This is a genomic window from Capnocytophaga cynodegmi (assembly GCF_002302475.1).
In the GTDB taxonomy this organism is placed as follows: Bacteria; Bacteroidota; Bacteroidia; order Flavobacteriales; family Flavobacteriaceae; genus Capnocytophaga; species Capnocytophaga cynodegmi.
In genome coordinates, this window is sequence record NZ_CP022378.1 from 2,257,126 (window position 1) to 2,283,357 (window position 26,232).

At 33.6% G+C, this 26,232-nt stretch carries 21 protein-coding genes; 8 read left to right on the forward strand and 13 right to left on the reverse strand.

Translation table 11 applies throughout. The features are described from left to right. The first annotated feature begins 13 nt into the window (after positions 1–13). The 6 genes from CGC48_RS09995 (at position 14) to lipA (ending at position 7,196) form a co-directional block, all read left to right on the forward strand. Positions 14–1,012: a M28 family metallopeptidase gene (locus CGC48_RS09995; protein ID WP_098029451.1), complete on the forward strand. Its 999-nt coding sequence runs from the start codon at positions 14–16 to the stop codon at positions 1,010–1,012. Positions 1,013–1,188: 176 nt separating this feature from the next. Beyond that, the gene (locus CGC48_RS10000; protein ID WP_098029452.1) at positions 1,189–2,091 is read left to right on the forward strand and encodes a tyrosine-type recombinase/integrase; all 903 of its coding nucleotides are present in this window, start codon (positions 1,189–1,191) and stop codon (positions 2,089–2,091) included. 51 nt (positions 2,092–2,142) lie between these two features. Beyond that, positions 2,143–2,433 carry a ribosome hibernation-promoting factor, HPF/YfiA family gene (gene hpf / locus CGC48_RS10005; RefSeq protein ID WP_098029453.1) on the forward strand — a complete coding sequence of 97 codons (291 nt, stop codon included), beginning with the start codon at positions 2,143–2,145 and terminating at the stop codon, positions 2,431–2,433. 79 nt (positions 2,434–2,512) lie between these two features. Then, a complete protein-coding gene (locus CGC48_RS10010) occupies positions 2,513–3,694 on the forward strand; it encodes an OmpA family protein (protein WP_098029454.1) in 1,182 nt (393 codons plus the stop codon). Positions 3,695–3,822: 128 nt separating this feature from the next. Next, positions 3,823–6,252 (forward strand): glycoside hydrolase family 95 protein, encoded by a 2,430-nt coding sequence (locus CGC48_RS10015; protein WP_232780501.1) that lies wholly within the window; start codon positions 3,823–3,825, stop codon positions 6,250–6,252. A gap of 59 nt (positions 6,253–6,311) precedes the next feature. After that, positions 6,312–7,196 carry a lipoyl synthase gene (gene lipA, locus CGC48_RS10020; RefSeq protein WP_018279040.1) on the forward strand — a complete coding sequence of 295 codons (885 nt, stop codon included), beginning with the start codon at positions 6,312–6,314 and terminating at the stop codon, positions 7,194–7,196. 46 nt (positions 7,197–7,242) lie between these two features. Here lipA and CGC48_RS10025 read toward each other — a convergent pair whose 3' ends face one another. From CGC48_RS10025 to CGC48_RS10040, 4 genes are all read right to left on the reverse strand, one after another. Then, on the reverse strand, positions 7,243–8,067 hold the full coding sequence (locus tag CGC48_RS10025) for an ABC transporter permease (RefSeq protein ID WP_098029455.1): 825 nt from the start codon (positions 8,065–8,067) through the stop codon (positions 7,243–7,245). Between the two features lie 5 nt (positions 8,068–8,072). Next, complete coding sequence (locus CGC48_RS10030) at positions 8,073–8,972, reverse strand: ABC transporter ATP-binding protein (protein WP_098029456.1); 900 nt, start codon at positions 8,970–8,972, stop codon at positions 8,073–8,075. A gap of 91 nt (positions 8,973–9,063) precedes the next feature. Continuing rightward, entirely contained in the window at positions 9,064–9,942 is an 879-nt protein-coding gene (gene fabD / locus CGC48_RS10035) for an ACP S-malonyltransferase (RefSeq protein ID WP_098029457.1), read from the reverse strand. 187 nt (positions 9,943–10,129) lie between these two features. Then, positions 10,130–11,275, reverse strand: coding sequence for an OmpA family protein (locus tag CGC48_RS10040; protein ID WP_098029458.1), 1,146 nt, complete (start codon positions 11,273–11,275; stop codon positions 10,130–10,132). A gap of 227 nt (positions 11,276–11,502) precedes the next feature. Here CGC48_RS10040 and nagB point away from each other — a divergent pair, with 227 nt between their 5' ends. Further along, the gene (gene nagB, locus CGC48_RS10045; protein ID WP_098029459.1) at positions 11,503–13,446 is read left to right on the forward strand and encodes a glucosamine-6-phosphate deaminase; all 1,944 of its coding nucleotides are present in this window, start codon (positions 11,503–11,505) and stop codon (positions 13,444–13,446) included. Positions 13,447–13,508: 62 nt separating this feature from the next. Here nagB and CGC48_RS10050 read toward each other — a convergent pair whose 3' ends face one another. Both CGC48_RS10050 and CGC48_RS10055 read right to left on the reverse strand, forming a co-directional pair. Next, positions 13,509–14,894: an MATE family efflux transporter gene (locus tag CGC48_RS10050; RefSeq protein WP_098029460.1), complete on the reverse strand. Its 1,386-nt coding sequence runs from the start codon at positions 14,892–14,894 to the stop codon at positions 13,509–13,511. Positions 14,895–14,998: 104 nt separating this feature from the next. Then, a complete protein-coding gene (locus tag CGC48_RS10055; protein WP_098029461.1) occupies positions 14,999–16,171 on the reverse strand; it encodes a MalY/PatB family protein in 1,173 nt (390 codons plus the stop codon). Positions 16,172–16,311: 140 nt separating this feature from the next. On the opposite strand from CGC48_RS10055, the gene CGC48_RS10060 reads away from it, so the two are divergent. Then, positions 16,312–17,277, forward strand: coding sequence for a Gfo/Idh/MocA family protein (locus CGC48_RS10060; protein WP_098029462.1), 966 nt, complete (start codon positions 16,312–16,314; stop codon positions 17,275–17,277). Between the two features lie 49 nt (positions 17,278–17,326). Here the strand turns inward: CGC48_RS10060 and CGC48_RS10065 are convergent, their stop codons facing one another. The 7 genes from CGC48_RS10065 to CGC48_RS10095 form a co-directional block, all read right to left on the reverse strand. After that, complete coding sequence (locus tag CGC48_RS10065) at positions 17,327–18,667, reverse strand: TlpA family protein disulfide reductase (RefSeq protein WP_098029463.1); 1,341 nt, start codon at positions 18,665–18,667, stop codon at positions 17,327–17,329. 125 nt (positions 18,668–18,792) lie between these two features. Beyond that, the gene (locus CGC48_RS10070) at positions 18,793–20,070 is read right to left on the reverse strand and encodes a DUF2851 family protein (protein ID WP_098029464.1); all 1,278 of its coding nucleotides are present in this window, start codon (positions 20,068–20,070) and stop codon (positions 18,793–18,795) included. A gap of 8 nt (positions 20,071–20,078) precedes the next feature. Beyond that, positions 20,079–20,864 carry a diadenylate cyclase gene (locus CGC48_RS10075; RefSeq protein ID WP_098029465.1) on the reverse strand — a complete coding sequence of 262 codons (786 nt, stop codon included), beginning with the start codon at positions 20,862–20,864 and terminating at the stop codon, positions 20,079–20,081. After that, complete coding sequence (locus tag CGC48_RS10080; RefSeq protein WP_098029466.1) at positions 20,851–21,450, reverse strand: hypothetical protein; 600 nt, start codon at positions 21,448–21,450, stop codon at positions 20,851–20,853. Before CGC48_RS10080 ends, CGC48_RS10075 begins: the two co-directional genes overlap by 14 nt. Then, positions 21,447–22,271, reverse strand: coding sequence for a dihydropteroate synthase (folP, locus tag CGC48_RS10085; protein ID WP_098029828.1), 825 nt, complete (start codon positions 22,269–22,271; stop codon positions 21,447–21,449). The genes CGC48_RS10080 and folP overlap by 4 nt, the downstream gene beginning before the upstream one ends. Before the next feature lie 20 nt (positions 22,272–22,291). Further along, positions 22,292–23,713 (reverse strand): L-serine ammonia-lyase, encoded by a 1,422-nt coding sequence (locus CGC48_RS10090; RefSeq protein WP_098029467.1) that lies wholly within the window; start codon positions 23,711–23,713, stop codon positions 22,292–22,294. Positions 23,714–23,800: 87 nt separating this feature from the next. Further along, the gene (locus CGC48_RS10095) at positions 23,801–26,029 is read right to left on the reverse strand and encodes a patatin-like phospholipase family protein (protein WP_098029468.1); all 2,229 of its coding nucleotides are present in this window, start codon (positions 26,027–26,029) and stop codon (positions 23,801–23,803) included. Positions 26,030–26,232: the final 203 nt, after the last annotated feature.

The following is a 26,232-nucleotide window of genomic DNA, read 5'->3' on the forward strand; positions in this document are numbered from 1 at the left end:
AATTAGTTTTGAAATGAAATATATTCTTTTGTATTTAATGTTTTGTATTTCGGTTTGTTATGGTCAAAAATCTCTTCAAGAAGGATTAAAAAGTATTGACAGACAAACAGCAGAAGCACACATCAATTTTTTGGCAGATGATGCTTTGGAAGGGCGTGAATCAGGATTTCAGGGCGGACGTATAGCTCGAAACTATATCGTTTCGCAGTTAAGACAAATAGGGGTAGAACCATTTTTCTCTGACGGATATTTACAACATTTTTCTGCTTACAGAGCTGATAGTCAGTCAAAAGAATCGAAAAGATACACTGTGGTTGATTCTGTTATTAATCATTTGAAAAACACTACACATTATCGCTTGGAAATGGCAAATGTTTTGGGAATGATTAAAGGTAAAAAAGCAGATGAATACGTTATCGTAGGGGCTCATTATGACCATTTGGGAATGGATAAATATCTTGAAGGAGACCAAATATATAATGGTGCAGATGATAATGCTTCGGGTGTTTCAGCTGTATTACAGTTGGCAAAAGCATTTAAAAAGTCTGGAGAACAGCCTTTGCGAACAATCATATTTGCTTTTTGGGACGGAGAAGAAAGAGGATTGCTTGGTTCTAAGTATTTTACGGATAATTGTTCCTTCCGAAATCAGATTAAAGCATATTTGAACTATGATATGATAGGGAGAAATAATCGTCCAGAACAACCTAATTATTTCGTGTATTTTTACACGGCTTCTCATCCCATTTTTGGAGATTGGCTTAAATCAGACATTCAAAAGTACAAAATTGATTTACAGCCAGATTACAGAGCTTGGGATAATCCTATAGGAGGAAGTGATAATGCTTCGTTTGCAATTCACAAAATTCCAATTGTATGGTTTCATACCGATGGACATCCTGATTATCACAAACCTACAGATCATTCCGATAAACTTAATTGGGAAAAAATTGTGGAAATTACAAAAGCTTCATATTTGATTTTTTCAAGATTAGCTAACGATAAGTATTAATACATTGTGCGTATGATTAATAGTGCTAAAGCTATTATATAAAAAATTAATCATATATTTAGAAAATTAACTCTTTTTTAACGCTTATTTCTTCTTTTATTTTTTATCTTCGTAGCAGGAAAATCCAAATGTAGGGGAGTAGAAAATTTGATTGTGTAATTAAAATAATTGAAGTAATGTGTGTTGAGTTTATGGATTACCTCTCCATCGAGAAAAAATATTCAAAACATACAATAGAGGCTTATAAAAACGATCTTAGAGCTTTTGAAAAGTTTGTAAAGAATGTTTATGACGAGAGAGAAAAGGAATGTAGTTTGGGAAGTGCTTCCTATGATGATGTTAGAAGTTGGATTATTGAGCTTTCAAATCAATCAATTTCTTTTAGAAGTATCAATCGGAAGTTATCGGCTTTGAAGGCTTATTATTCATTTTTGAAAAAGACAAATCAAATTGAAGTTAGTCCGTTTGAAAAAGGGATAATGCCTTTGAAAATAGAAAAAAAAGTAAAACTTCCTTTTTCTGAAAAAGAAATAGAAAGGGCGTTGTCTTGTTTTTCTAATAAGAGTGATTTTGAGCAAGTTAGGGATAGAACCATCATAGAGGTGCTTTATGCAACAGGAATGAGACGCTCAGAGTTGATTTCACTAAAAGTTAATGATTTGGATTTCAGTCAGAAACAAATTAAAGTTCTCGGAAAACGCAACAAAGAAAGATTGATACCGATGCTTCCTCAGGTTGAAGAAATTCTAAAAATGTATCTTGAAATGAGAGAGGAAGTGGTTAATGAAAATAGCGAGGATTTTTTATTTTTAGCCAAAAATGGTAAAAAAATGTACCCAACATTTGTTTATCGGATAATTAATTCGTACTTTAGTGCGGTGACTACAAAGCAAGATGTTAGTCCACATATGTTAAGACATTCATTTGCAAGTCATTTGTTAGATAATGGGGCGGATTTGAATACAGTTAAGGAATTGTTGGGGCATTCAAGTTTGGCTGCGACTCAGGTTTATACCAACACGAGTTTAGCTGAACTTAAAAAACAATACAAAAAGGCACATCCTAGAGCAAATGACTAATAAATGTGAAAAATAAAGTAGATTGTTAAACCTTTTAAAAAAGTTTAGTTTATGAAAGTTTATGTACACCCAGTAGGTTTTACGGTAGATCAAAAATTAGTTGATTTTATTCAGAAAAAAATGGATAAATTGGATCATTTTTATGATAAAATAATAGAAGCAGATGTTCATTTAAAATTGGAAAATACAAGTTCAAAAGAAAATAAGATTGTGGAAATAAAGGTACACGTTCCAGGAGAGAGTTTGGTAGTTAAAAAGCAATTCAAAACATTTGAAGAAGGAATTGATAGCTCAATAACTCCACTGGAGAGGATGTTATTAAAGCATAAAGAAAAACGTTAAAAAATAGTTAAAGTGATTTTCTTGAGTTAAAAAAATGTATATTTGCCCCAACGAATAATTAAAGTAATTTAGAAATAGTATGAAAAAACACATTTTTGCTCTGGCTTCGCTAATTTTTGTTGGAGCTCAAGCTCAGGAAAATTACAACAAATGGTTGGTTGATTTAAACGGAGGAATAAATAAGCCAATAGCTCCTTTTTCAGCTCAGTATTCAACATCAACACCAAGTTTGTGGGGAGCAAACGCAGGAGTTCGTTATATGTTTAACAATAAATTCGGACTTCGTTTAGGAGGAGGATATGATTCTTTCGAGGAAGGTGATAAAAGTAATAAGTTTGAATCAAGTTTCTGGAATGTAAACTTGCAGGGAGTTGCTAATGTAGGTCGAGTTCTATCTTTTGAGGAGTGGACAAGTGATTTAGGTTTACTTGCTCACGCTGGGGTAGGGTACGGGCAACTTAATAGTAAGGCTCTTCCAAGTGCTGATCAGGTAGCGTTTATCGTAGCAGGTTTAACACCTCAGTTGCGAATTTCTAACAGAGTAACTTTGTTAGCGGATGCTTCAATTTTCTTTAATGCTAGACAACAGAGAACATTCGATACTTTCTCTGAATCAGACAGAAGGGGTATTCAAGGAGTTAATGTTGCGGCTACAATTGGTTTGCAAATCGCTTTAGGAAAACACGGAAAACACGCTGATTGGCATCACGAAGGAAGCAAATTTGAAAAAATTGAAGAACGTTTAGCTTCGTTGGAGGGAGATGTTTCAGGATTGCAACAAGAAGTTGCTAACAAGCAAAACAAAATGAATGATGCAAACGGAAATGGTGTTCCTGATGAAGTTGAGAGTTATGTAAACGATAATTATGCAACTAAAGAAAGCGTGAAGTCTTTGATTGAAGACGGCGGTGATATGGCGGCAGACTTAATCAGAAAAGGTTATATCAGCACATATTTTGATTTCAATTCATCAAAACCACAAATATCTTCAACTTGGGCAGTTGATTTTGTTGCTAAGTTCTTGAAATCTAATTCTGGTGCAAATATCAATATCGTAGGATTTGCAGATGAACTTGGTGGAACTAACTACAATCAATCTCTTTCTAACAAAAGAGCAGAGGCTGTTAAGAAGTTGTTGATTGATGCAGGTGTTGACGCTTCTAGAATATCTACAGAAGGAAGAGGAGAAGATACATCTGTAAATAAAACCTCTCCAAGAGCACGTCAAATCGCACGTAGAGCAACGTTTGAGTTGAAATAAATAAAAACATAGCCATATATGTTACTTTTTAAAATCCTAAGGAATAATTTTCTTAGGATTTTTGCTTCATAAATATTTGATAGTTTTATTGAAAATAGATTATAAAAAGTTTTAAAATTATTTTTTCTATGAACAAACCAACCTTACTTATTTTATTGTTACTGAGCTGTTTTACATTAGGGATAAAAGCTCAAAATCAGGACGTTTCTGTCGTATTTGATAAACCAGCAGATTATTTCACAGAGAGTCTACCTATAGGAAATGGACGGCTGGGAGCTATGATTTTTGGTAGAACTGACATTGAGAAAATTGTGTTGAATGAAATTTCACTTTGGTCAGGAGGTGCTCAAGAAGGTGATAATCCTCAGGCACATTCTTACTTGAAGGAAATTCAAGATTTACTCTTAAAAGGTAAAAATCTGGAAGCTCAACAAATATTACAAAAACATTTTGTTGCTAAAGGAAAAGGAACTTGCTTTGGCAAAGGAGCAAACTGTCACTATGGTTGTTATCAAATTTTAGGAGAGCTTAAAATTGATTGGAAATCAGAAGTTCCTACAACAAATTACAAACGTGTCCTTGATGTAGAAAAAGCAATTGCCAGAACTTCTTTTGAGCGGGAAGGCAATAAAATTCAGCAAGAGGCTTTCGCTGATTTTGTTAATGATTTAGTGTGGATTAAATTTTCAGCAACAGAGCCTTTGGATTTGGATATTTCTCTTTTTAGAAAGGAAAATGCTTCCATTTATTACAAAGATGATAAGATAGTTATGAAAGGGGTGCTTCCTAATGAGGAAGAAAAAGGAATGGAATTTGGAACCATTGTTGAGGTGTATGCTGACGGAATTTTACAGACAAAAACTTCACATATAGGAGTTGTGGCTGCTAAAGAAATTGTTTTAAGAATAAGCGCCTCAACTAATTATAATAATGAAGAAGGTAAACTCGTCAATGAAGATATTTTGGCTAAAACAAAAGGATATCTTGATAAATCAACAAGAAATTTTAATGAATCTTTGATAGAAAGCCAAAAAGAATATCAAAAAATATTCAATCGCAATCGTTGGATAATGCCTAATAATGCGAATTTAGAAGGACTGACTACTTTACAACGTTTGGAAAGATTTCATAAAGGGGAAAAAGATGCTTTACTACCTGTTTTGTATTACAATTTTGGTAGATATTTATTAATTTCTTCGTCTCGAAAAGGATTGTTACCTGCTAATCTACAAGGTTTGTGGGCAGAAGAATACCAAACTCCTTGGAATGGAGATTATCATCTGAATATCAATGTGCAAATGAATTATTGGTTAGCAGAATCCACAAATTTATCTGATTTAACTGAACCATTACATCGCTTTACAAAAAATTTGATTCCTAATGGAGAGAAGACGGCAAGGGCGTATTATAATGCTAATGGGTGGGTAGCTCACGTGGTTAGCAATCCTTGGTTTTTTACTTCTCCTGGTGAGGGAGCAAGTTGGGGATCAACTCTTACGGGAGGAGCTTGGCTTTGCGAACATATCTGGGAACATTACAAGTTTACGCAAGATATTGATTTTTTGAAAGAATATTATCCTGTTTTGAAAGGAGCAGCACAATTTTTTGAAAATATTCTAATTAAAGATACTAAAACGGGATATTGGGTGACGGCTCCCTCGAATTCTCCTGAAAATGCCTACATATTACCTGAAATGCAAGATGGTAAAAAGCAGACAGGCTTTACCTGTATGGGACCAACTATAGATATGCAAATTATTAGAGAGTTGTTTTCCAATGTGTTGAAGTCATCCAAGATATTAAATGTTGATAAAGACAAACATAAATCTTGGATTGATATTATACAAAATACAGCTCCCAATACTATTGGTAAAAATGGAGATTTGAATGAATGGCTTGATGATTGGGATGATGCAGAACCTACACATCGTCACGTTTCACATTTATACGGGTTGTATCCTTATGATGAAATTACACCTTGGGATACGCCAGAACTTGCCCAAGCAGCACAAAAAACGTTACAAATGCGAGGAGATGGGGGAACCGGTTGGTCAAGAGCTTGGAAAATCAACTTTTGGGCAAGATTGCAAGATGGTAACCACGCTCTTATGCTGATAAGACAATTACTAAAACCAGTTAGCCCTGAGGTAAATAGTGGTCAACTTGGTGGAACATATCCGAATTTATTCTGTGCACATCCGCCATTCCAAATAGATGGTAATTTTGGAGGAGTTGCTGGAATTGCCGAAATGTTATTACAAAGTCACGGAAAAAATAATACAATCCGTTTTTTACCAGCATTACCTACACATCCTGATTGGAAAGATGGAGAAATGAAAGGAATGAAAGCTCGTAATGGATTTGAAGTGAGTTTCTTATGGAAAAATCATTCTCTAACACAAGCAGAAATAATTTCCTTAAATGGACATAAGTGTAAAGTATTTCTTCCTGCAGGAAAGAGTATTTATCGTGCTGGGAAATGTGTTGTTAAAAAACAAAAGAAAGATAGAGAAGTTGAGTTTAGGACAATAAAAGGGGCTAAATACATAGTTAAATAGATATTGCTATTTCAGAAAAAAGCTGTACCTTTGGGGATCATTTACAAGCAATATAGATTATGAGTATTGAAAATGCTACAATGGAGAAAAATGTTTTTCCTCCGAAAGGCAAACCAAAATGGATTCGTGTAAAATTACCAACTGGGAAGAAATATACAGAGCTTAGAAATGTAGTTGATAAATATAATCTCCATACAATTTGTACCTCGGGAAGTTGTCCAAATATGGGCGAATGTTGGGGAGAGGGTACGGCTACGTTTATGATTTTAGGGAATATTTGTACGCGTTCCTGTGGATTTTGTGGAGTGAAAACAGGACGTCCTGAGGGTTTGGATTGGGAAGAACCTGAAAAAGTGGCTCGTTCCATCAAACTTATGAACATCAAACACGCTGTGATAACTTCGGTTGATCGTGATGATTTGAAAGATATGGGAAGCATAATATGGGCTGAAACGGTGAGTGCTATTCGCAGAATGAATCCCGAAACTACCTTAGAGACGCTTATTCCTGATTTTCAAGGGATAGAAAGGCATTTAGATCGTATCCTGAAAGTTTCTCCAGAAGTAATTTCACATAATATGGAAACTGTTCGTCGCTTGACAAGAGAAGTCCGTATTCAAGCAAAGTATGACCGAAGTTTAGGAGTTTTGAAATATTTGAAAGAAAATGGTGCAAAACGCACAAAGTCAGGGATAATGCTCGGACTTGGTGAAACGGAGGAAGAAGTTATAGAAACACTTCACGATTTGAAAGCGGTAAACTTAGATGTGCTTACTATTGGTCAGTATTTACAACCATCTAAAAGACATTTACCTGTTAAGCAGTTTGTTACGCCAGAACAATTTGCCAAATATAAAGAAATAGGGGAGTCGTTAGGTTTCCGACACGTTGAAAGTGGTGCTTTGGTTCGTTCATCTTACAGAGCTCATAAACATATTTTATAAAATAAAAAAAAGAGACGTAAAATCTACATATTTACGTCTCTTTTTCTTATAAATCTCTTCTTTTTATCAAATAATATGAAAAATAAATAAAAATAATAATCCAAACAGAAGTAATCATAATATCTGTTAAGTTGACACCATATTCTGCGTTTAACTCCACACCAACCTGATTTGCTGCTGTTCTAACTCCTGACATTCTAGTAAAAGGCTCTTTAATGAGGCTACCCATAGACTTTAACGGAAGCAAACGAACAAGAAAATTTAATTTACCATCATTATACGAAGAAATACCAGAAATGATGGTTTCTACAATACTCCAAAGCACCAAAAAACCTAAAGAAAATGCAGATTTTTTCGTTAATACTGCAAAAAATAGACAAATACTAAAGAAACCAACTAATTTCAGAAAATAAGCAGGAAGAAATTCCATTTGTGAGAAAATAATTCCCATTTCATCAAAACTTGAATATATAAGTCCTAAAATCATCGAAATAATAAAAACCATAATGGTTGAAACTAAAGCGAATAGGACTGTAGTAAGAAATTTTGAAAGAACAAATTCTTTTTTGCTTAATCCATCTATGAGGTTTTGTTTCAGTGTTTTATTGCTATATTCATTGGCAATCATCGACACGATAACAATCGCCAAAAATAATTTGAAGTAATCGGCAACATATGTGTTGAAATGCCAGATATATGGAAAGTCAAAAATTCCTTGCTTTGCCAGATGAAATTCAAAACCACCGAAATCAATTTTCACCATCGAAAACAAAAAAAGAAACATTAGTAACCCAAAATAGGAAAACATTAAAAATCGGCTACTTTTGTTATTCCAGATTTTAATAAGTTCAATTTGTAATAATCGTAACATAATGTTTAATTTAGGTTGTTGGTTAACTTTAAGAATTGATTTTCAAGGCTTTCTTTTTTTCTGACTAAATGTGAAAGTAGAAAACCTCTGTCAAAAAGTAATTTGTTTAATTCTGCAGTACTTAAATCAGTATTCGGAAAAACTTTAACAATGTCATTTTCTAAAATAACTTTACTGAAATTAGGATTATTTCTTAAAAAAAGAAGTAATTCTTCATTATTTTGAGAAGATAATTCAATAAAACCATTATTATTTATGATTTCATCAACACGTCCATTATAGAGCATTTTTCCTTGTCGCAAAACAATTACGTGAGAGCATACTTTCTCAACTTCGTCCAACAAATGTGAAGCCAGAAGTACAGTAACACCTTGTGATGCAATATATTGTATTAGCTCTCTGATTTTATGTATTCCCTGTGGGTCGAGACCATTGGTGGGTTCGTCCAGAATTAGTATTTCGGGGTCGTTAAGCAAAGCAGAAGCTATTGCCAAACGTTGTTTCATTCCTAATGAAAAAGCTCTGAATTTACGATCTTTATATTCCCATAAGCCTACAAGTTTTAATTTATTGTCAATTTTGTCAGTAGAAATTTCTTTGATTTTACAAACCAATTTCAAATTTTCGTAAGCTGACATATATGGGTAGAAATTTGGACGTTCAATAATTGCACCTATTCTTTTGAGTGCCTGTTGATTAGATACATTTCCGCTGAACCATTGGTAAGTTCCAGAAGTTACGTTCACAACATTGAGAATCATACCTAAAGTAGTTGATTTTCCGCTCCCGTTTGGTCCTAGTAGCCCATAAACATTACCTTTTTCAATTCTGAACGAAATATTATCGACCGCTCTGAATCCTCCAAAATTCTTTGATAAATTACTTACTTCTAAAATTGTTTCCATATTTATAGTTGATAAAGAAAGGATTTGAAAAATTCAAAGTTAAAGTAACTTATTTTAATTACCTTAACTTTGAATTATGTTGATAATGAATTTACTCTGCTGAACTTACAATCGCTTCTTTATTGATTTTCTTAACCAAACCTTGTAATACTTTTCCTGGACCAACTTCTATAAATTCTGAAGCTCCATCTTGAATCATTTGTTGTACACTTTGTGTCCATTTCACTGGAGCCGTAAGCTGGTTGATTAAATTTCTCTTAATTTCATCAGGATTATTAACTGCCGTTGTGGTAACATTCTGATATATAGGGCATATAGGCTTGTTGAAATATGTGTTTTCAATAGCTTTTGCCAATTCTTCTTCCGCTGGTTTCATCAAAACGGAATGAAAAGCACCGCCCACAGGTAAGATTAAGGCTCGTTTGGCTCCAGCATTTTTCATCGCTTCACAAGCTTTTTCAACAGCACTAAGTTCCCCAGAAATTACCAACTGACCTGGGCAATTGTAGTTTGCAGGAGTGACAATTCCATCAATTTTTTTGCAAATATCTTCAACAATAGTATCTTCCAAACCTAAAACTGCAGCCATTGTTCCTGGCTGTAATTCACAGGCTTTTTGCATAGCCATTGCCCTTTTGTAAACCAATTGAAGCCCGTCTTCAAAAGAAAGCGTTTGATTGGCAACTAATGCTGAAAATTCGCCTAATGAATGCCCCGCAACCATTTTTGGTTGAAAGGATTTTCCCAAAACTTTACTCAAAATCACTGAGTGAAGGAAAATAGCAGGTTGTGTAACTTTTGTTTGTTTTAAATCCTCATCAGTGCCATTGAACATAATTTCTGTGATGGAGAATCCTAAAATCTGATTTGCCTGTTCGAATAAATCTTTTGCCTTATTTGAATTTTCGAACAAATTGCGTCCCATTCCTACAAATTGTGCTCCCTGACCAGGAAAAATATATGCTTTCATAATTCAGTTAAATTTTAATTTTTACAAACCTATTTTAAAAATTTATGAAATACAAATTTTGTGTGAAATAATTTTTAAAAAATATTTTTTTGAGTTTTTTTTAGTATAAAATAATTATTAAAATAATAAAACGAAAAAAGCCATCGTATCGTATTACGATGGCTTTTTTATTTTGAATAGAAGAATGTTATTTTCCTTCTATAGTAGCGATACTTACTCTGTTCCATTCAGGTTCTGAGAACATATCGCCAATTCCGTTTCCTTGAGCTACGATGCGATTAGCATCAATTTTGTAACGAGCAATAAGAACTTTTTTAACAGATTCTGCACGAGCGTTAGCCAATGCTATGTTTTTCTCTTCATTTCCTTCTGGAGAAGCAAATCCTTTGATAACTACACGGCTATTAGGATACTTTTTAAGATAAGTTGCAATACGCTCAACATTAGGTAATTGAGAAGCGTCAACTGTTGATTTTCCTACTCCAAAAGTAACAACAGACTCCAAAGTTTGTTTTGTTTTTGTAACTGTTTGTACTTCAGGTTTTTGGTTTTTAGCCTCTTCCAATTCTCTTTCAAGTTGAGAGATACGTTGTTGAGCACTGCTTATTTCACTTTCTTTGTTACTTACTTGATTTTGCAAACTGCTGATATTGTTGTTTAATTGATCAATTTCAGCTTGGTTTCTGCCTTCAATCGTAGTCAAGTGATGAGCACCATTACTTCCTTTAAAACGATATACAATCCCTACATTAACTTGTGATAAAGAGCTATTGATATTAAGGCTATTAGCAGCATCAGAGCTTGGTGTATCTATTAAATAAAGAATAGAAGGGGTTAATTTAACAGCCCAAGCTTTGTTAGCTCCAAAATTGTACACAAAGTTAGCTCCAAATTTGGTTGTCATAGAATTGAAGTTGTTATTGTCTCCTTTAATAAAATGGTGCATCCATCCTGGTCCTGCAAAAGCTTCAATTTCAAATTTACGAGGTTCCCCTTTGTAACCAGCGAAGAGATTGTTCAAGTTAAGTGCCCCAATAACAGCTACGTTTGTGTGTTCAATAACAAGAGGGTTTCTTCCGTGCCAGTTTCCGTTTAGGTAAGCATTTGCATCAAAACCCAATCGGAATACAGGAGAGATTTGTTTGCTTAATTCAGCCCCAAAATTGAAACGTACATCTTCAATCAAATCATAACCTTTAGTAGGTAAATACCCACCTACATTTGTTCCTATTTGCCAATTGTCAAAAAATTTACTTTGGCTAAGTCCTTTTTCTTGTGCAGAAGCAATGAAAGCAACTCCGATTGCCATTGCAGATAAAATAATTTTTTTCATAAATAAATTATTACAATTAAATATTTTTGCAAATATACAAAAAAATAATTACGAAAAAAGAAAAATAAGAATAATTTATTCAAAAAGGGTTTCAGATTGAACTTTTACCTGATTTCTTACTTAATTTTTCAAAAATAAAATCTTACTTTTTTTGCTCGTATCTGTAAATAATTTCGTACCTTTGACCTCGTTTTAAGACAAGATAAATACAACCAAAAAAAATAAAGATGAGTACAACTATCCAAAAAAATGGACAATCTATTCAGCATCAACCAGCGGGATTGTTCGAAGACACACGTTTTGAAAAAATCCATAATGTTATCTTTTCTGATTCGGTGGAAGCATCTATTGCTGTTGCTCACGAAATAGCAGATTTGATTAGAAGTAAACAAGCAGAAGGAAAAACGTGCGTGTTAGGGTTGGCTACAGGGTCGTCTCCTATTAGAGTATATGATGAGTTAGTACGTTTACACAAGGAGGAAGGACTTAGCTTCAAAAATGTGATTACTTTTAACTTAGACGAATATTATCCTATGAAAAAGGATGACGTACAAAGTTATTGGTATTTTATGCACGAACATTTATTTAACCATATTGATATTCCAAAGGAAAATATTAATATTCCAGACGGAATGGTTCCGAGAGAAGAGTTGGTGGAATATTGTTTGAATTACGATAAAAAAATCAAGGAGTGTGGGGGAATAGACTTCCAACTTTTAGGAATTGGTAGAACTGGACATATAGGCTTCAATGAGCCAGGTTCACACCGAAATTCTGGAACTCGTATTATCACCTTAGATCATATCACACGAGCTGATGCCTCAGGAGCTTTCCACGGAATAGCGAACGTTCCAGAACAGGCTATTACGATGGGAGTAAGAACGGTTATGAAAGCTCGAAGAATTGTGTTACTAGCTTGGGGAAGTAATAAGGCTAGTATTGTAAAACGAGCTATTGAAGGAGAAATCTCCTCTGAAGTTCCTGCGACGTACTTGCAAGAACACGATAGTGCTACATTTGTAATGGACACAGAGGCTTCTGCACAACTTACACGTATCAAAACTCCTTGGTTAGTAACAGATTGTGAGTGGGATGAAGATTTAAAAGCCAAAGCTATTGTTTGGCTATGTGAGCATCTTGGAAAAACAATTTTGAAACTTACCGATAAGGATTATAACGAAAATGGTATGTCAAAATTGTTAGCTGAATCAGGACCTGCTTACGATTTGAACATTGCAATGTTTAACAGATTGCAGCACACAATTACAGGATGGCCAGGAGGAAAACCAAATGCAGATGATTCGCATCGTCCAGAACGTGAATATCCTCATAAAAAACGTGTTATTATTTTCAGTCCACACCCTGATGATGATGTGATTTCAATGGGAGGAACTTTTGACCGACTTGTATCACAAGGTCACGAAGTACATATTGCTTATCAAACTTCAGGAAATATTGCTGTTTCTGACCACGAAGCTCTGAAATTTGCAGAAGTATTCAAAGATGTGGTAAAAGAAAATGGAGGAGATGTGAAAGTTGTTCAAGAAATAATAGATGCACTTAATAACAAAAAATCTAACGAGACAGATACTTTGCCTGTGCGTATGTTGAAAGGAAATATTCGTCGTCACGAATCGTTGGCAGCGACACGTTACGAAGGAGTTCCTGATAATCAAGTTCACTTCCTAAATATGCCTTTCTATGAAACAGGGGCAATCAAAAAAAGTCCTTTAGGAGAAGCTGATATTCAGATTATTATGGATTTGATTGAAAAAGTGAAACCACATCAGATTTATGCAGCTGGTGATCTTGCAGACCCACACGGAACGCATAAAGTTTGTTTAGATGCTATCTTTGAAGCGTTAAAACGAATGAAATCAAAAGATTATATGAAGGATTGTTGGCTTTGGTTATATCGTGGAGCTTGGCACGAGTGGGATATTCACGAAATTGAAATGGCTGTACCTATGAGTCCTGCACAGGTATTGAAAAAACGCCAGGCTATTTTCTTCCACCAATCTCAAAAAGATGGAGTTATGTTCCAAGGAGATGATTTGCGTGAATTCTGGCAACGAGCAGAAGCACGAAACAGCGAAACAGCTAAGCGATACAGAGATTTAGGTATGGCAGATTATGCTGCAATTGAAGCTTTTAAAAGATGGATTTTCTAATCTATCGTGAATAATAAATATACAAAAAGAAAAGTTGAGAAATATTTCTCAACTTTTCTTTTTTAATTACTTTGAATAATTAATCTTTTGGAAATCACATTAAAACGCCACAAAAGCCAAACAGCAGCAACAGTAAGTCCTACAAGAAGTCCTATCCAAATTCCCATTGTTCCTAACTCAGTTTTAAGCCCTAAAAAGTAGGAAATAGGAAAACTTACAACCCAATAAGCAATGAAAGTGATGTACATTGGTGCTTTCACATCTTGAACACCTCTTAAAGCTCCCAAAGCGGTAACTTGTAGTCCGTCAGATATTTGAAAAATAGCCGCAATGAGTAATAACTGAGCAGCTTCAGCAATGACTAAAATATTACTATCTAATTTACTAAAATCATTCATATCCAAATATAAAGAAGGTAGCCAAAATCTGAAAATTGCTAACAAAATCGCAAAGAAAGATTGTGTGAAAAGTACTAATAGAAAAACAGATAGTCCAATTCGTCTTAAATTCAGATAATTTCTTGTACCTAATTGATTTCCTACCCGAATCATCGCTGTTACTCCCAGTCCGTTTGCAACCATAAATGTCATCGTAGCTAAGTTTAGAGCTATTTGATTAGCAGACAGATGATTTTCTCCTAAAATTCCACTCATCCAGATGGCAGTAGTGAAAATTCCTACTTCAAAAATCATTTGTAACCCTGATGGAATCCCCAAAGCAGTTATTTTTTTGAATTTTGACATTTCAAAAATACGCCAATTGAAATGCATAACCATATCTTGAGTCTGGCTTAAGTTTTTTAACATCCACCATAAAAGAAAGGGCATTGCAAAACGAGAAACTAAAGTGCCAACTCCTGCTCCAATAATTCCCAATTTTGGAAATCCGAAACTTCCGTATATAAATAAATAATTGAGAACCACGTTGATGACATTTCCTATTAGAGTTACATACATTGATTGTTTTGTAAGGGATAAACCATCGGCAAATTGCTTCAAAGCTACATAAAATCCCAAAGGAATTAGTGAAAAGGCAATCAAATTTGTATAAGGAATGGCGAGTTTTATCACATTTTCGGGTTGCCCTGTTAAGTACATTAGTGGTTTTGCAAATAGTAATAACAAAAAAAGAATCAGTGATAAAATAACATTTAGGACTATTCCGTGTTTTAAATAAGCTTTTGCTTCTTTGTTATTTTTTTCTCCATCGGCTTTCGCTATCAGAGGAGTAAGTGCAGTAGAAAAGCCTATTGCGAATGACATTGCTATGAAAACAGCACTATTTCCCAATGCCACAGCAGCAAGTTCTGTAACGCCTACTTTCCCTACCATAATGTTGTCAATAAATCCGACAAAGGCGTGACCTAACATTCCAAAAATGACTGGATAAGCAATTTTGAAGTTACTTTTGAATTCTGTTGTATAGTTTGAAAGTTTTTTTAAAACCACAGCTGAAATAGTTTAGGGGACAAAGATAAATTATTTTTTAAGGATTAAAAAAGCCAAAGATTTTTACGTCTTTGGCTTTCATATGTATATTGTATTTTAAAGCGTTACGCACAATCGTCAACAGCTTTTTTGAGTTGATTTAATGCCTTTTCAATTACACTTCTAGGACAAGCCAAATTAATACGCATAAAACCTTGTCCTTCTTTTCCATACATAGCACCATCATTCAGAGCGAGAAAAGCCTTTTCTGTACATAAGTTAACAATACTTTCGTGACATAAGTTCAATGCTCGGAAATCTAAAAATACCAAATAGGAAGCCTCAGGAACAATTGTTTTAATCTTAGAAATGTTTTTCTGTATATAATCTACAAGAAAGTTAATATTTCCTTGTATGTAGGCCAATAATTGCTTTAGCCATTCTTCTCCTTCAGTATATGCTGCTATAACTGTCTGAAAAGCAAATACATTTCCATCTCCAAGCATATTTCCTTCCACGTAACTTTGAAACTTTTTACGTAGTTCGGGATTTTCGATGACTGCATATGAGGTTGAAAAACCAGCTAAATTAAAGGCTTTACTTGGAGAACCAAACATAATTGTATTCATTCGTGCTTCTTCACTTACATTAGCAAAAGGAATATGCTTGTGTGGGGGAAGTGTTAGGTCGGCGTGGATTTCATCAGAAACAATTATGACATTGTTTTTATGGCAGATATGTGCTACTCTTTCAAGTTCTTCCCGTGTCCAAACACGTCCTCCAGGGTTGTGTGGGTGACAGAATAAGAATAATTTACAACCTTTGATATTCTCTTCTAATTTATCAAAATTGATTTGATATTTTTCATCAACAAGTTCAAGAGGACTATTTACTATAACTCGATCATTGTTTTCAATTACGAGAGAAAAAGGTTGATAAACAGGTTGTTGTATTAAAACCTTATCTCCTTTATTGGTAAAAGCTTGAACCGCCATAGCTAAAGCAGGAACCACCCCAGGTGAAAAGGAAATCATTTCGGGTGTAATTTCCCAATCAAAACGACGTTTTTGCCAATTTACAATGGAGTCATACCAAGCTTTTGGCTTTGCTGTGTATCCGAAGATTTCACATTCCATACGTTTTTTCAAGGCATCAATGATGAAAGGAGGCGTTTTGAAATCCATATCGGCAATCCACATAGGGAGTAAGTCGGTTCTTCCCCAACGGGATTCAAGGGCTTCTAATTTGAGAGCATCACTCTTACTACGGTCATTAATTTGATCAAAATTGTATATCATAAAATATAATAAAGCTATTGATTGTCGTAAATAATTTCCAAAGGTACAAAAATAAAGCTACGAAACAATACTTTTTTGAAAATAATTTAATTTTAAGATTTCTGTGATTTTTCGTATCTTTGTGCCTACAAAAATAGAAAATAATGAAGCTAAAAGTAGGAGTTTTAGGTGCAGGGCATTTAGGAAAAATTCATTTGCGTTTGCTAAAACAATCAGAAAAATATGAGTTAATGGGATTTTATGATTCCGATCAGGAGAATGCAAAAAAAGTAAGTCAAGAATTTGGTTATCAGAGTTTTGATTCCATAGAAGAACTCGTTTCAGTTTGTGATGTGGTTGATGTTGTTACTCCAACTTTAAATCATTTTGATTGTGCCGAAAAAATTATTTCAGAAGGAAAGCATATTTTCATAGAAAAGCCCATAGCCAATACAATTGAAGAGGCTGAGAAGATTATCACTTTGGCTAAAAAATACAATGTAAAAGGACAAGTGGGGCACGTGGAACGTTTCAATCCTGCATTTCTTGCTGTGAGAGAGACGATTACCAACCCAATGTTCATTGAGGCTCATCGACTGGCAGAATTTAATCCAAGGGGAACAGATGTTCCTGTAGTATTGGACTTAATGATTCACGATATAGACGTGATTTTGAGTGTAGTAAAATCAAAAGTGAAACATATTTCTGCAAGTGGAGCTTTGGTTATCAGTCAGTCGCCTGATATTGCCAATGCACGGATTGAATTTGAAAATGGTTGTGTGGCAAACTTAACAGCAAGTAGAATTTCGTTGAAAAATATGAGGAAATCACGATTTTTCCAAAAAGATGCTTATATTTCAGTTGATTTCTTAGATAAAAAAGTGGAAGTAGTTCGAATGAAAGATGCTCCTGAAAACCCAGGTGATTTTGATATGATTTTGCAAAATGCAGAAGGTCAAAAAAAACAAATTTACTTTGAAAATCCTGAAATAAGTGCAAATAATGCAATTTTAGACGAGTTGGAGCAGTTCGCAGATGCTATAATTAACAATACCACACCTATTGTTACACTGGAACAAGGTACAGAAGCGTTACGAATTGCTAAACAAATTACAGAAAAATTATAAGAGTACAAAAAAAATAAAAAGGCTATCTTTTTAGATAGCCTTTTTTGTTTTATAAGTTTTTGTTTATTAGTTCTTTAATTGAAGGATTAGAAGGTCTTGGAGCATCCGCGTTGATGATATTTCCATTTTTGTCAATCAAAATAAAACGTGGAATAGATTTAATTCCATACGCATCAGAAAAAGCTCTTTCTGCTTCAGATTCAGCATACAACTGAATTCCAGAAAGTTTTTGAGATGTTTGGTAATCAATCCATTTTTGTTTGTTTTGGTCGATTGAAATACTAACAAAAGCAACATCTTTACCGTGGTATTCTTTTTCAAGCTCTTGAAGAGCAGGAATTTCGTTCAAACAAGGAACACACCAAGTAGCCCAAACATCAATATAAACTACTTTTCCTTTTAGAGCTTCAAGAGAAGTTTTTCCTCCTGCAAAATTTTCAAAGCTAAAAGAAGGAGAAGGTTTTCCAGGAGCAATATTTTGGAAAAGAGAAATTCTTGCTTCAGCATCTTTTACTAAATCTTCTTTTTTTGCAAAATCTTTAATAACGTTCAAGATTTTTTCATTAAGTTCAGGAGAATTTCCTGCTGATAGTCCTTGTGATAAAAGTTCAGAAAGGTGACTTTTAATGTTTTCGGATTTCAAACCACGAACATAATCAACCATATTACTCCAATTTGGGTTTTCTAAACCAAGTTTTGAGTAGAAATTATCTGTTAACAATCTTGAATATGCAGAATAAAGTTCAAAATCTTCAGCATTGTCATAATCTACCTTTGCAACTTCTTGTTCAAATTCAGCAGGATTTGTTACTTTATTTCCTGTCAAATTTTCGTGAATTCGAGAATAAACAGATTTTAAGTGCAAATCAAAATATTCGATAGATTTTTTTTCTGTTGAAACAAAATTATTTGATAATCCTTTTTGATTATTTAATAGGTTGGAATACTTCTCTTTAACTTCAGCCAAAGAAGGCTTAAATTCTTCAGCATTTTTAGAGAACAATTTTGAAAATTCTGTCTGAATTTCCTCATCAAGTTTTGCTTTTTCCCGCAAGTAAACGCTCGCAATGGTATCCTTTCCTGAAAGTTTAACATTGGCTGGCATTTGCGAAAGGTCAACTTCGATGTTTAGTCTGTCACCTTGCTCCAGATATAAAGGAACATAAAATCCAGCATCATTGAAAATTGTGTAATAGTTTGATTTGCTGAGAGTATCAGTAAAACTGCCATCAGGATTAACTTTTAAATCCTTTTCAATACTTCCTCCCATTAAGTGAAAATTACCTCCATTATGGTTTTTGATTTTCCCAGAGATAATGATGTTACTTTCTTTTTTTTCACAGGCAACAAAACTTATTGCTGCAAGTGATAGAATAAATAATTTCTTCATAAAAACGATATATTGTATCTAAATTTCAGGCGAAGATACAACAATTTTTTGTTATAATATGGAAAGAGTTACGGATTTTATAAAAATAATTTATTAACAAATTGTTTATAAGAGATTGAAGATAATTAGGTTTTCAGTTCATTTCTTAATAAAAAGGTACCAATTGCACAATTTAAGCATTGTTTGGTTTGGCAATAATTTTTGTATTGCTGTAGTATAACTTGAGTGTCAAAAGCTGATTCTGAGATTTTTCCTAACTTTTCGAATTTCTCAATAATAACATTTTTTTCTGGAGTAATACCTTGTAAACTTTTTGCTAATATTGGAGTAATATCTTTATTTAATGATTTGTAATATAGGTACTTAATAGGAATGATTGTATTTATCCAAATTAGCTCTATTAGTGAGTTAGAAATCTTCTTCTTAGTTTTTGGAGAAGTTTTGCCAAAAGTGTAATGATTTTCCCAAAACTCGGAAGTGGTAATCGAGAAAATCTCTCGTAAATCTTTTATTTCTTGAATTTCAATGATTTTTGAGAATAAATTTTCTGTTTTTTCGTATAATTGTGCTAGTTGTGAAAGTCTGATGGTAGGAAATCCTTGAGGTCTTAATCTTGAGAAATGTACGTTTGTTACTAAAGAATTTAAGTTGTATTTATTTTTTAGATATTGATATTCTTTGTGTAAACTTTTGTAATAAAAATCTTCATAATTTTCTGATAATAAGTTAGCTTGACCAAAAAATAATGCTTCCAAATGTAGAGAAATATTTCTTTCCTTTCGAATGATTGAAAAATCAATTGTTTTTCCCATTTCAAGAAAAATTTCTCCATTTACAGTTCCTCCAAAATTTTTCAGAAGCATCAAAAAAAGTACTTTTTCCCAATCCGATTTGGTTTGTTTAAGGAGACTTTCAACATAATCCGATTTTTGCTTTAGACGTTCTTTAAACAGAAAATTGTTCCAAGAGGAAGAAACCATATTTTCCGCCTTTGAATAATATTTTTCACAACTAATGAAGTTATGTTTCGAAAGTAGAAGTTTTTTATAAGAATTCAGAATTTTTGTATCAACTTGATTTTTAAGTTCTAAAGTTGGAATGATCTGTTGATTGTTGTTAAAGACTTCCACATCGTGTTCCCAAACCACGTGTAAAATTACATTGTTGTAGGCTTTATTTTGTTCGTGACGATGAGCATACCAATGTGATGATTTTAAGTGTATTTCTACATTTCCAGCCCATAATTGTTCTCCAATTTTTAGCTGTGCATTGAAAAAATCAGGACCCGAAAGAAGATTATGTTCACCAATTGATTGAATAAATAGGGTTTCTCCTGAGGTAAGAATAGAATTTTGCTGGATTTTTCTGTATTTCCAAAGATATTGCAAGAAATCTTCTTTCATAAAAAACGCTAATTCAGGTCTTTTTCGATTATACTGATGAGTTCTTCATCAGTTTTAAAACTAACAAAATTACCATTTTTGATATATGAGATTTTTCCAGTTTCTTCCGAAACCACGATAGCACTTGCGTCCGTTTTTTCCGAAATTGAAGTTGCTGCCCGATGTCGTAATCCATAATGTTTGGGAAGCCTGTTTTCTCCAGCAACGGGCAAAATTACACGTGTTGCCACGATGTAATTGCCACTAATTACAATTGCACCATCGTGTAAAGGGCTGTTTTTGAAGAAAATACTCTCAATGATAGGTTCTGAAACTTGTATGTTAACATCATCACCAGTTTCCTTTACAAAATTTAGTGGAACGTTTCTTTCCAGTACAATTAACGCTCCTGTGTTTGTGGAACCCAATTTTTTACAAACGGAAATTAGTTTCCTTACATCTAAATTTGATTTATTCTTAGCGGCTTTTAAGGATTGGAAAACTTTAAAGAATTTATTTCGGGCTGCGATGTTTGTAGAACCAATAGTAAGTAAAAATTTTCGTATTTCTTCTTGAAAAACAACAATCAGAGCAAAGACTCCCACGCCAATAAACTGTCCTAAAATACTACTAAGTAGCTGCATTTGTAAGGCTTCGGTAATCTTCCAAATGAGATAAATAATTACAATTCCCATAAAAATATTAACAGCAACCGTACCACGAGCCAATTTGTAAACGTAGTAAAGCAACAATGCAACCAGAAGAATATCAATTACATCTACTATAGTAAAATTTAGGATATCAAATATTTTCAAAGGATTTATTTTTAATGATGATTATATTTTTGAAAAAGATGCCCTCATCTTGAATTTTCTGTAAAAATACAATAAAATTTTGAAAAGAAATATCTCCGCTCAACGAAATGGTATCAGGGAAATTCATTTTTTTATTTTTGATATTTTCCGAAAAATCTTTTAAATCTTTTTCTTTCAGTATGTTATTTGTGTTTTGTTTTTCTTCTGATAATGAAAAATTTGTTTTGGTGAATTCAAGAAATTTCAGTTTTTTATCTCCCATATCAGCCACTGAGAAAAAATTTCGGGAATTAGGATTTTTATGAATGTTAGGAGCATCTTTTTTTTCTTGTAACTCAACGATGTTTTTTCCTGCTTCAATAAGAGATAAACGCCTGTCAATATTGAAAACCCAATGCGTTGAGGTGATTAAATTATTTTTGTTCAAATCCGCTTTTTGTGTGGCTTCATCAAAAAAGATGTAAATTACAGAATAATCGTTGATTTCTGTCATAAGATTGCATTGATTAACTTGTGGTAGCCAAACATCTCGTTTGTTGCAAGAAATCAGTAGCAATACAAATATGGTAAGAGCAATTTTTTTCATTTGTTAAAGGTTTTGTTAAAAATCTTGATGCATTCTTTGGCTTCCGTTACATCGTGTACTCGCAAAATGTTAGCTCCTTTCATTAAGGAAATTGTATTTACGATTGAAGTTGCGTTGAGTGCTTTATCTTGATTAATTTCCAGAAGGTTATATAACATTGATTTACGAGAAATCCCAACTAAAATAGGAAGTTCCAAAGCATTAAATAAATTTAATTTCTGGAGTATCTCATAATTTTGGTCTAAAGTCTTTGAAAAACCAAATCCTGGGTCAATAATGATGTCATTAATTCCAAAACCTTGAGTTTTAGCTTTGATTTTAGAAAAATAATAAATCATTTCAGTAATGATATTTGTGTAGTTCGTATGATTTTGCATCGTTTGAGGCGTTCCAATCATATGCATCGCTATGTAAGGCACTTGGAATTCTGCTATAATTTCAAACATTTGATTATCAAGATTTCCTCCGGAAATATCATTTATAATACAAGCTCCCTCAAGTAAAGATTGCCGAGCTACTTCACTACGAAACGTATCGACAGAAAGCCTGATTTTCGGAAAAGTTTTAGTAATTGATTTCACAATGGGAATTACCCGTGTTAGTTCCTCTTCAACTGATACTTCCTTTGCATTGGGACGTGAGCTATATCCCCCAATATCAATAAAATCAGCTCCTTGTGATAGCATTTCTTCCACCCGATTTAATACATCGGTTTGAGTAACCCGACTGTTTTGAAAAAAAGAATCAGGAGTTATGTTAAGAATTCCCATCACTTTGGGAGTTTTTAGTGAAACTAATTCTCCATTACAATTAATGTACATTTCTGTAAAAATCAAAAAAATTAACAATCTGCAATATTCACAGCTACAGCCAAGCCTCCTTCTGAGGTTTCTTTGTATTTGGAATTCATATCTTTAGCTGTTTCCCACATAGTGTTTATTACTTTATCAAGAGGCACTTTTGCATTTTTTGGGTCGGTTTCAATTGCCAATTCAGCGGCATTGATGGCTTTGATGGCTCCCATTGCATTTCGCTCAATACAAGGAACTTGCACCAATCCGCCAATAGGGTCGCAGGTAAGTCCTAAATGATGTTCCATAGCGATTTCGGCAGCGATAAGAACTTGCTCGGGCGAACCTCCCATAAGCTCACATAGCCCTGCTGCAGCCATTGCTGAAGACACACCAATTTCAGCTTGACATCCTCCCATTGCAGCAGAAATTGTAGCCCCTTTTTTGAACAAGCTTCCAATTTCACCAGCAACCAGTAAAAATCGTTTTATATCTTCCTGTGTAGCATTATGGTTTTCAATAACTAAATAATACAAAAGCACAGCAGGAATTACACCTGCACTTCCGTTAGTTGGTGCTGTAACTACACGTCCTAATGAAGCATTTACTTCATTGACAGCCAGCGAAAAGCAGTTTACCCATTTTAGAATCTCACGGAATTTGATTTCTGTTTTTTTGATGGAAATTAGCCAACTTTCGGGATTGTTATACGTAACTACACCGATTAAGTTTTTGTGAATATCGTAAGCTCGTCGTCGAACGTTTAGCCCTCCTGGAAGCACCCCTTCGGTATGGCAACCAATATATGTGCATTCGAGCATTGTATGCCAAATACGGAGCAATTCACTATCAATTTCTTCCTCTGAACGTAATGATTTTTCGTTCTCATAGACGATTTCGGATATTTTTTTACCTTCTTTATGGCAATAATTCAGTAATTCTGTTGCTTTCTCGATTGGAAAAGGGAATTTTTTTGTTTGTGGAGATGTTTTTGGAAGTGTTTTTTCATCTTCTTTGACAATAAATCCTCCTCCAATAGAATAAAAAGTAGAATTATATTCAAAATTATCTCCCCAAGCTGTAAAAGTAATGCCATTGGCGTGGAAGGATAAGAAATTTCGATTAAAAACAATATCTTCTGTTGGGTTGAATTTTATAATAAACTCGTTGCCTAAACAAATTTCTTGATTTTTGTTTATAGCCGTTATAATTACGTCCAAGCTTTCAATAGGAACGTACTCAGGGTCAGCACCACTAAGCCCAAACATTACTGCTAAATCCGTTGCGTGTCCTTTTCCTGTTAGGGAAAGGGAACCATACAAATCGACACGTACTTTTTGGGTTTTAGCAAGTAATCCCTCAGATTTTAGCTCTTTAAGAAAGGCTTCAGCAGCTCTCCAAGGACCTAATGTATGTGAACTTGAAGGGCCTACACCTATTTTTAACATATCAAAAACGCTGATACATTCCATACAAATTAAAGTTTATTACGAAGAGGCAAATATAACGCTAAAATTGAAAAATGAAAAGCAAAAGAACATCAAATATTTTTATCTATTTTAAAACCAATAACCTACGTTGAAGAACCAAATGGCTTTATTAATTTCAGGAGAATAGGTACATTTTAACTCAATAGGTCCCAAAATGCTATCAACACTATAACCAATTCCGTAGCCAGAAAAATCAGGGTAGGATTTCCAGTTTAAACTATCGAAAAGATTATTGTCAACCTTGGCAAAATTTGCGTGAAGTAGTATGTGATGTTGTTTGAAGTGATTGATGTCGAGTGTAATATCAGCTTTTAAGTAATTTTTTTCACCGAAACTTAAAAAATCATATCCGTAAAAAGGAATGTAATTACTGAAAGCATTTTTGTTATATCCTCCAAAAAAGAAATCTAAAGAATAAACATTCGTTCCTCCAAGAGTGAAGCCCCCTCCAAAATCCAAACGTGTTGATATCTTTGGAAATAGAGGAATTGCAAAACCTAATTCTGCCTTTCCCATAGAAAATTGATTGAAATTCTTATAGGCAGTTCCTAAAAGATAAAGATTGAAAACAGAATTAAAATAAACACCTTTTGTGGGGAAAAAAGCATTGTTATATGAATCATATTTCAGATAAGCATACGTACTTCCAAAGTGTGAATTTTCACGATAAGAAGGGTTATTTTTTGCCTCCGAATGAAATATATTTTCAGTATCAATTTTGACTTTTCGGTGTTCTAATCCTAGTCCAAAAACAAATCCGTTGCCTAAAAGCGTCTGAAAATAAAGCTGATTAATCCAATCAATTGCATCAACATTTAGCTTATTAATGTTTGAAACTTCAATATCATAATTAGCTATTAATCTGGGATTTATTTTTCTATTGAATTGACTAAGCCTTGACCGAATTCCATAACTGATGTAAAAACCTTTATCTACAAAATAATCAAATTGATAGCGGAAATTGTCTCCTAAAACTACATCTAACGACAGAAAATCATCGGTTTGCAGAGCGTAATGCTTTGTGTAGTTGAACAAAAAGCCCGTTTTGAATAAATTGTCGTAATGCAATCCAAATTTCAAAAAGGTTCGTTCGGGATTTTCTTTTATAACAAAATCAATATGTTCGCCTTCGTATGTATGTCGAATTTGGTGACTGATAGAATGAAAATTTCGAGTTGCCATTAAGTTGGATATTCCATCTTCAAGTTCTTTGAAAGATATTTTCCTGTCAAGTTCCTTAAGGTGTAATTTTCCTCTCAAATAACTTCGTGAATAATGTTTATTTCCGTGAAAATGAATATCTTTTAAGTAAAAAGAATCTATTTTTTCAACTTTTTCTCTTGTGTAGTTTTCTTTTTTCTGAAGTGAAGCTATTTTTTTTAGTCTTTCCAGAAATTGTCTTCCAGCAACTTCTCCATTTTTGATGATTGTATTTCCTTTATCAAAAGAAACAACATTGAATCCCAGTATGTTCGGTTTTATGTAGATGTCCGTTTTTTGTGATTTTTCGGTCATATCATTTACCATTGGGAAAGAACTAATTTGTGATAATATTCCAAAGACAGAAGCCAATTCTTCTTTCGTATAAAGAGGACTTTGTACATCAACTCCTATGATTATGTCCATTCCTTTTGCTTTAACTTCTTCAATGGGATAATTGTTTACAATACCGCCATCTGTTAGGAAGTTTCCATCAATTTCTACCAAGTCAAATAACGAAGGAAAGGCACCACTTGCCATAATGGCTTTGGGTAGAAAACCGCCTTCCAATTGCATTGCTTTTCCCGTTTCTATGTTTGTAGCCACACACAGAAAGGGAATAGGTAGCTTTGAAAAATCGTGAATATCGCTCACTGGATACAATAGTTTAACGAATTCATTGTATAAATTTTGCCCTTTTGAAACAGAACGAGGAAATCCTAATTTGAAATTATTGAAAGGAAGAGCAACAGCGTATCTGTCGTGTAAGTATCTCTCGTGTAAGGATTTTGCTCGGCGAGAAGTTTGGTCTTGTAGTAGTTTTTTGAAATCCAACTGCTGAAATATGGAATCTAATTCTTGTGCTGAATATCCAGCAGAGTACATTGCTCCAACAATAGCTCCCATACTCGTCCCTCCAATGTAATCGATACGCACACCCGCTTCTTCCAAAACTTTCAGAACACCAATGTGAGCCAAACCTTTAGCACCACCACCACTTAGAACAAGCCCAACTTTTAAGTCCTTTTCGGGTTTAACATCTTGTGATAAAGCAAAATTCCAAATGAAAAAAAGTAATATAAACAGAAGCTTTCTCATTTTTTAAAGATTTGTGCGAATGTACAAAAAAATAGATGCAAAAACAAAATTTTTCAATTTGTATTTTCTCTTCTTAATCCGAAAAAATTTAACTTTTTTTTTTGAAGAAAATAGTTAACTTTGCCTCGTGTGTGTCGTGATACCACTATTTTTATGTATGAAATTGACAATCAATAGAATAATAGCTTAAAATGAACGTTGTA

What these genes read in the sequence shown, in the direction of transcription:
- CGC48_RS09995 (WP_098029451.1), top strand. Translation starts at nt 14, where the DNA reads ATGAAATATATTCTTTTGTATTTAATGTTTTGTATTTCGGTTTGTTAT.
- CGC48_RS10000 (WP_098029452.1), top strand. Translation starts at nt 1,189, where the DNA reads ATGTGTGTTGAGTTTATGGATTACCTCTCCATCGAGAAAAAATATTCA.
- hpf (WP_098029453.1), top strand. Translation starts at nt 2,143, where the DNA reads ATGAAAGTTTATGTACACCCAGTAGGTTTTACGGTAGATCAAAAATTA.
- CGC48_RS10010 (WP_098029454.1), top strand. Translation starts at nt 2,513, where the DNA reads ATGAAAAAACACATTTTTGCTCTGGCTTCGCTAATTTTTGTTGGAGCT.
- CGC48_RS10015 (WP_232780501.1), top strand. Translation starts at nt 3,823, where the DNA reads ATGAACAAACCAACCTTACTTATTTTATTGTTACTGAGCTGTTTTACA.
- lipA (WP_018279040.1), top strand. Translation starts at nt 6,312, where the DNA reads ATGAGTATTGAAAATGCTACAATGGAGAAAAATGTTTTTCCTCCGAAA.
- CGC48_RS10025 (WP_098029455.1), bottom strand. Translation starts at nt 8,067, where the DNA reads ATGTTACGATTATTACAAATTGAACTTATTAAAATCTGGAATAACAAA.
- CGC48_RS10030 (WP_098029456.1), bottom strand. Translation starts at nt 8,972, where the DNA reads ATGGAAACAATTTTAGAAGTAAGTAATTTATCAAAGAATTTTGGAGGA.
- fabD (WP_098029457.1), bottom strand. Translation starts at nt 9,942, where the DNA reads ATGAAAGCATATATTTTTCCTGGTCAGGGAGCACAATTTGTAGGAATG.
- CGC48_RS10040 (WP_098029458.1), bottom strand. Translation starts at nt 11,275, where the DNA reads ATGAAAAAAATTATTTTATCTGCAATGGCAATCGGAGTTGCTTTCATT.
- nagB (WP_098029459.1), top strand. Translation starts at nt 11,503, where the DNA reads ATGAGTACAACTATCCAAAAAAATGGACAATCTATTCAGCATCAACCA.
- CGC48_RS10055 (WP_098029461.1), bottom strand. Translation starts at nt 16,171, where the DNA reads ATGATATACAATTTTGATCAAATTAATGACCGTAGTAAGAGTGATGCT.
- CGC48_RS10065 (WP_098029463.1), bottom strand. Translation starts at nt 18,667, where the DNA reads ATGAAGAAATTATTTATTCTATCACTTGCAGCAATAAGTTTTGTTGCC.
- CGC48_RS10070 (WP_098029464.1), bottom strand. Translation starts at nt 20,070, where the DNA reads ATGAAAGAAGATTTCTTGCAATATCTTTGGAAATACAGAAAAATCCAG.
- CGC48_RS10080 (WP_098029466.1), bottom strand. Translation starts at nt 21,450, where the DNA reads ATGAAAAAAATTGCTCTTACCATATTTGTATTGCTACTGATTTCTTGC.
- folP (WP_098029828.1), bottom strand. Translation starts at nt 22,271, where the DNA reads ATGTACATTAATTGTAATGGAGAATTAGTTTCACTAAAAACTCCCAAA.
- CGC48_RS10090 (WP_098029467.1), bottom strand. Translation starts at nt 23,713, where the DNA reads ATGGAATGTATCAGCGTTTTTGATATGTTAAAAATAGGTGTAGGCCCT.
- CGC48_RS10095 (WP_098029468.1), bottom strand. Translation starts at nt 26,029, where the DNA reads ATGAGAAAGCTTCTGTTTATATTACTTTTTTTCATTTGGAATTTTGCT.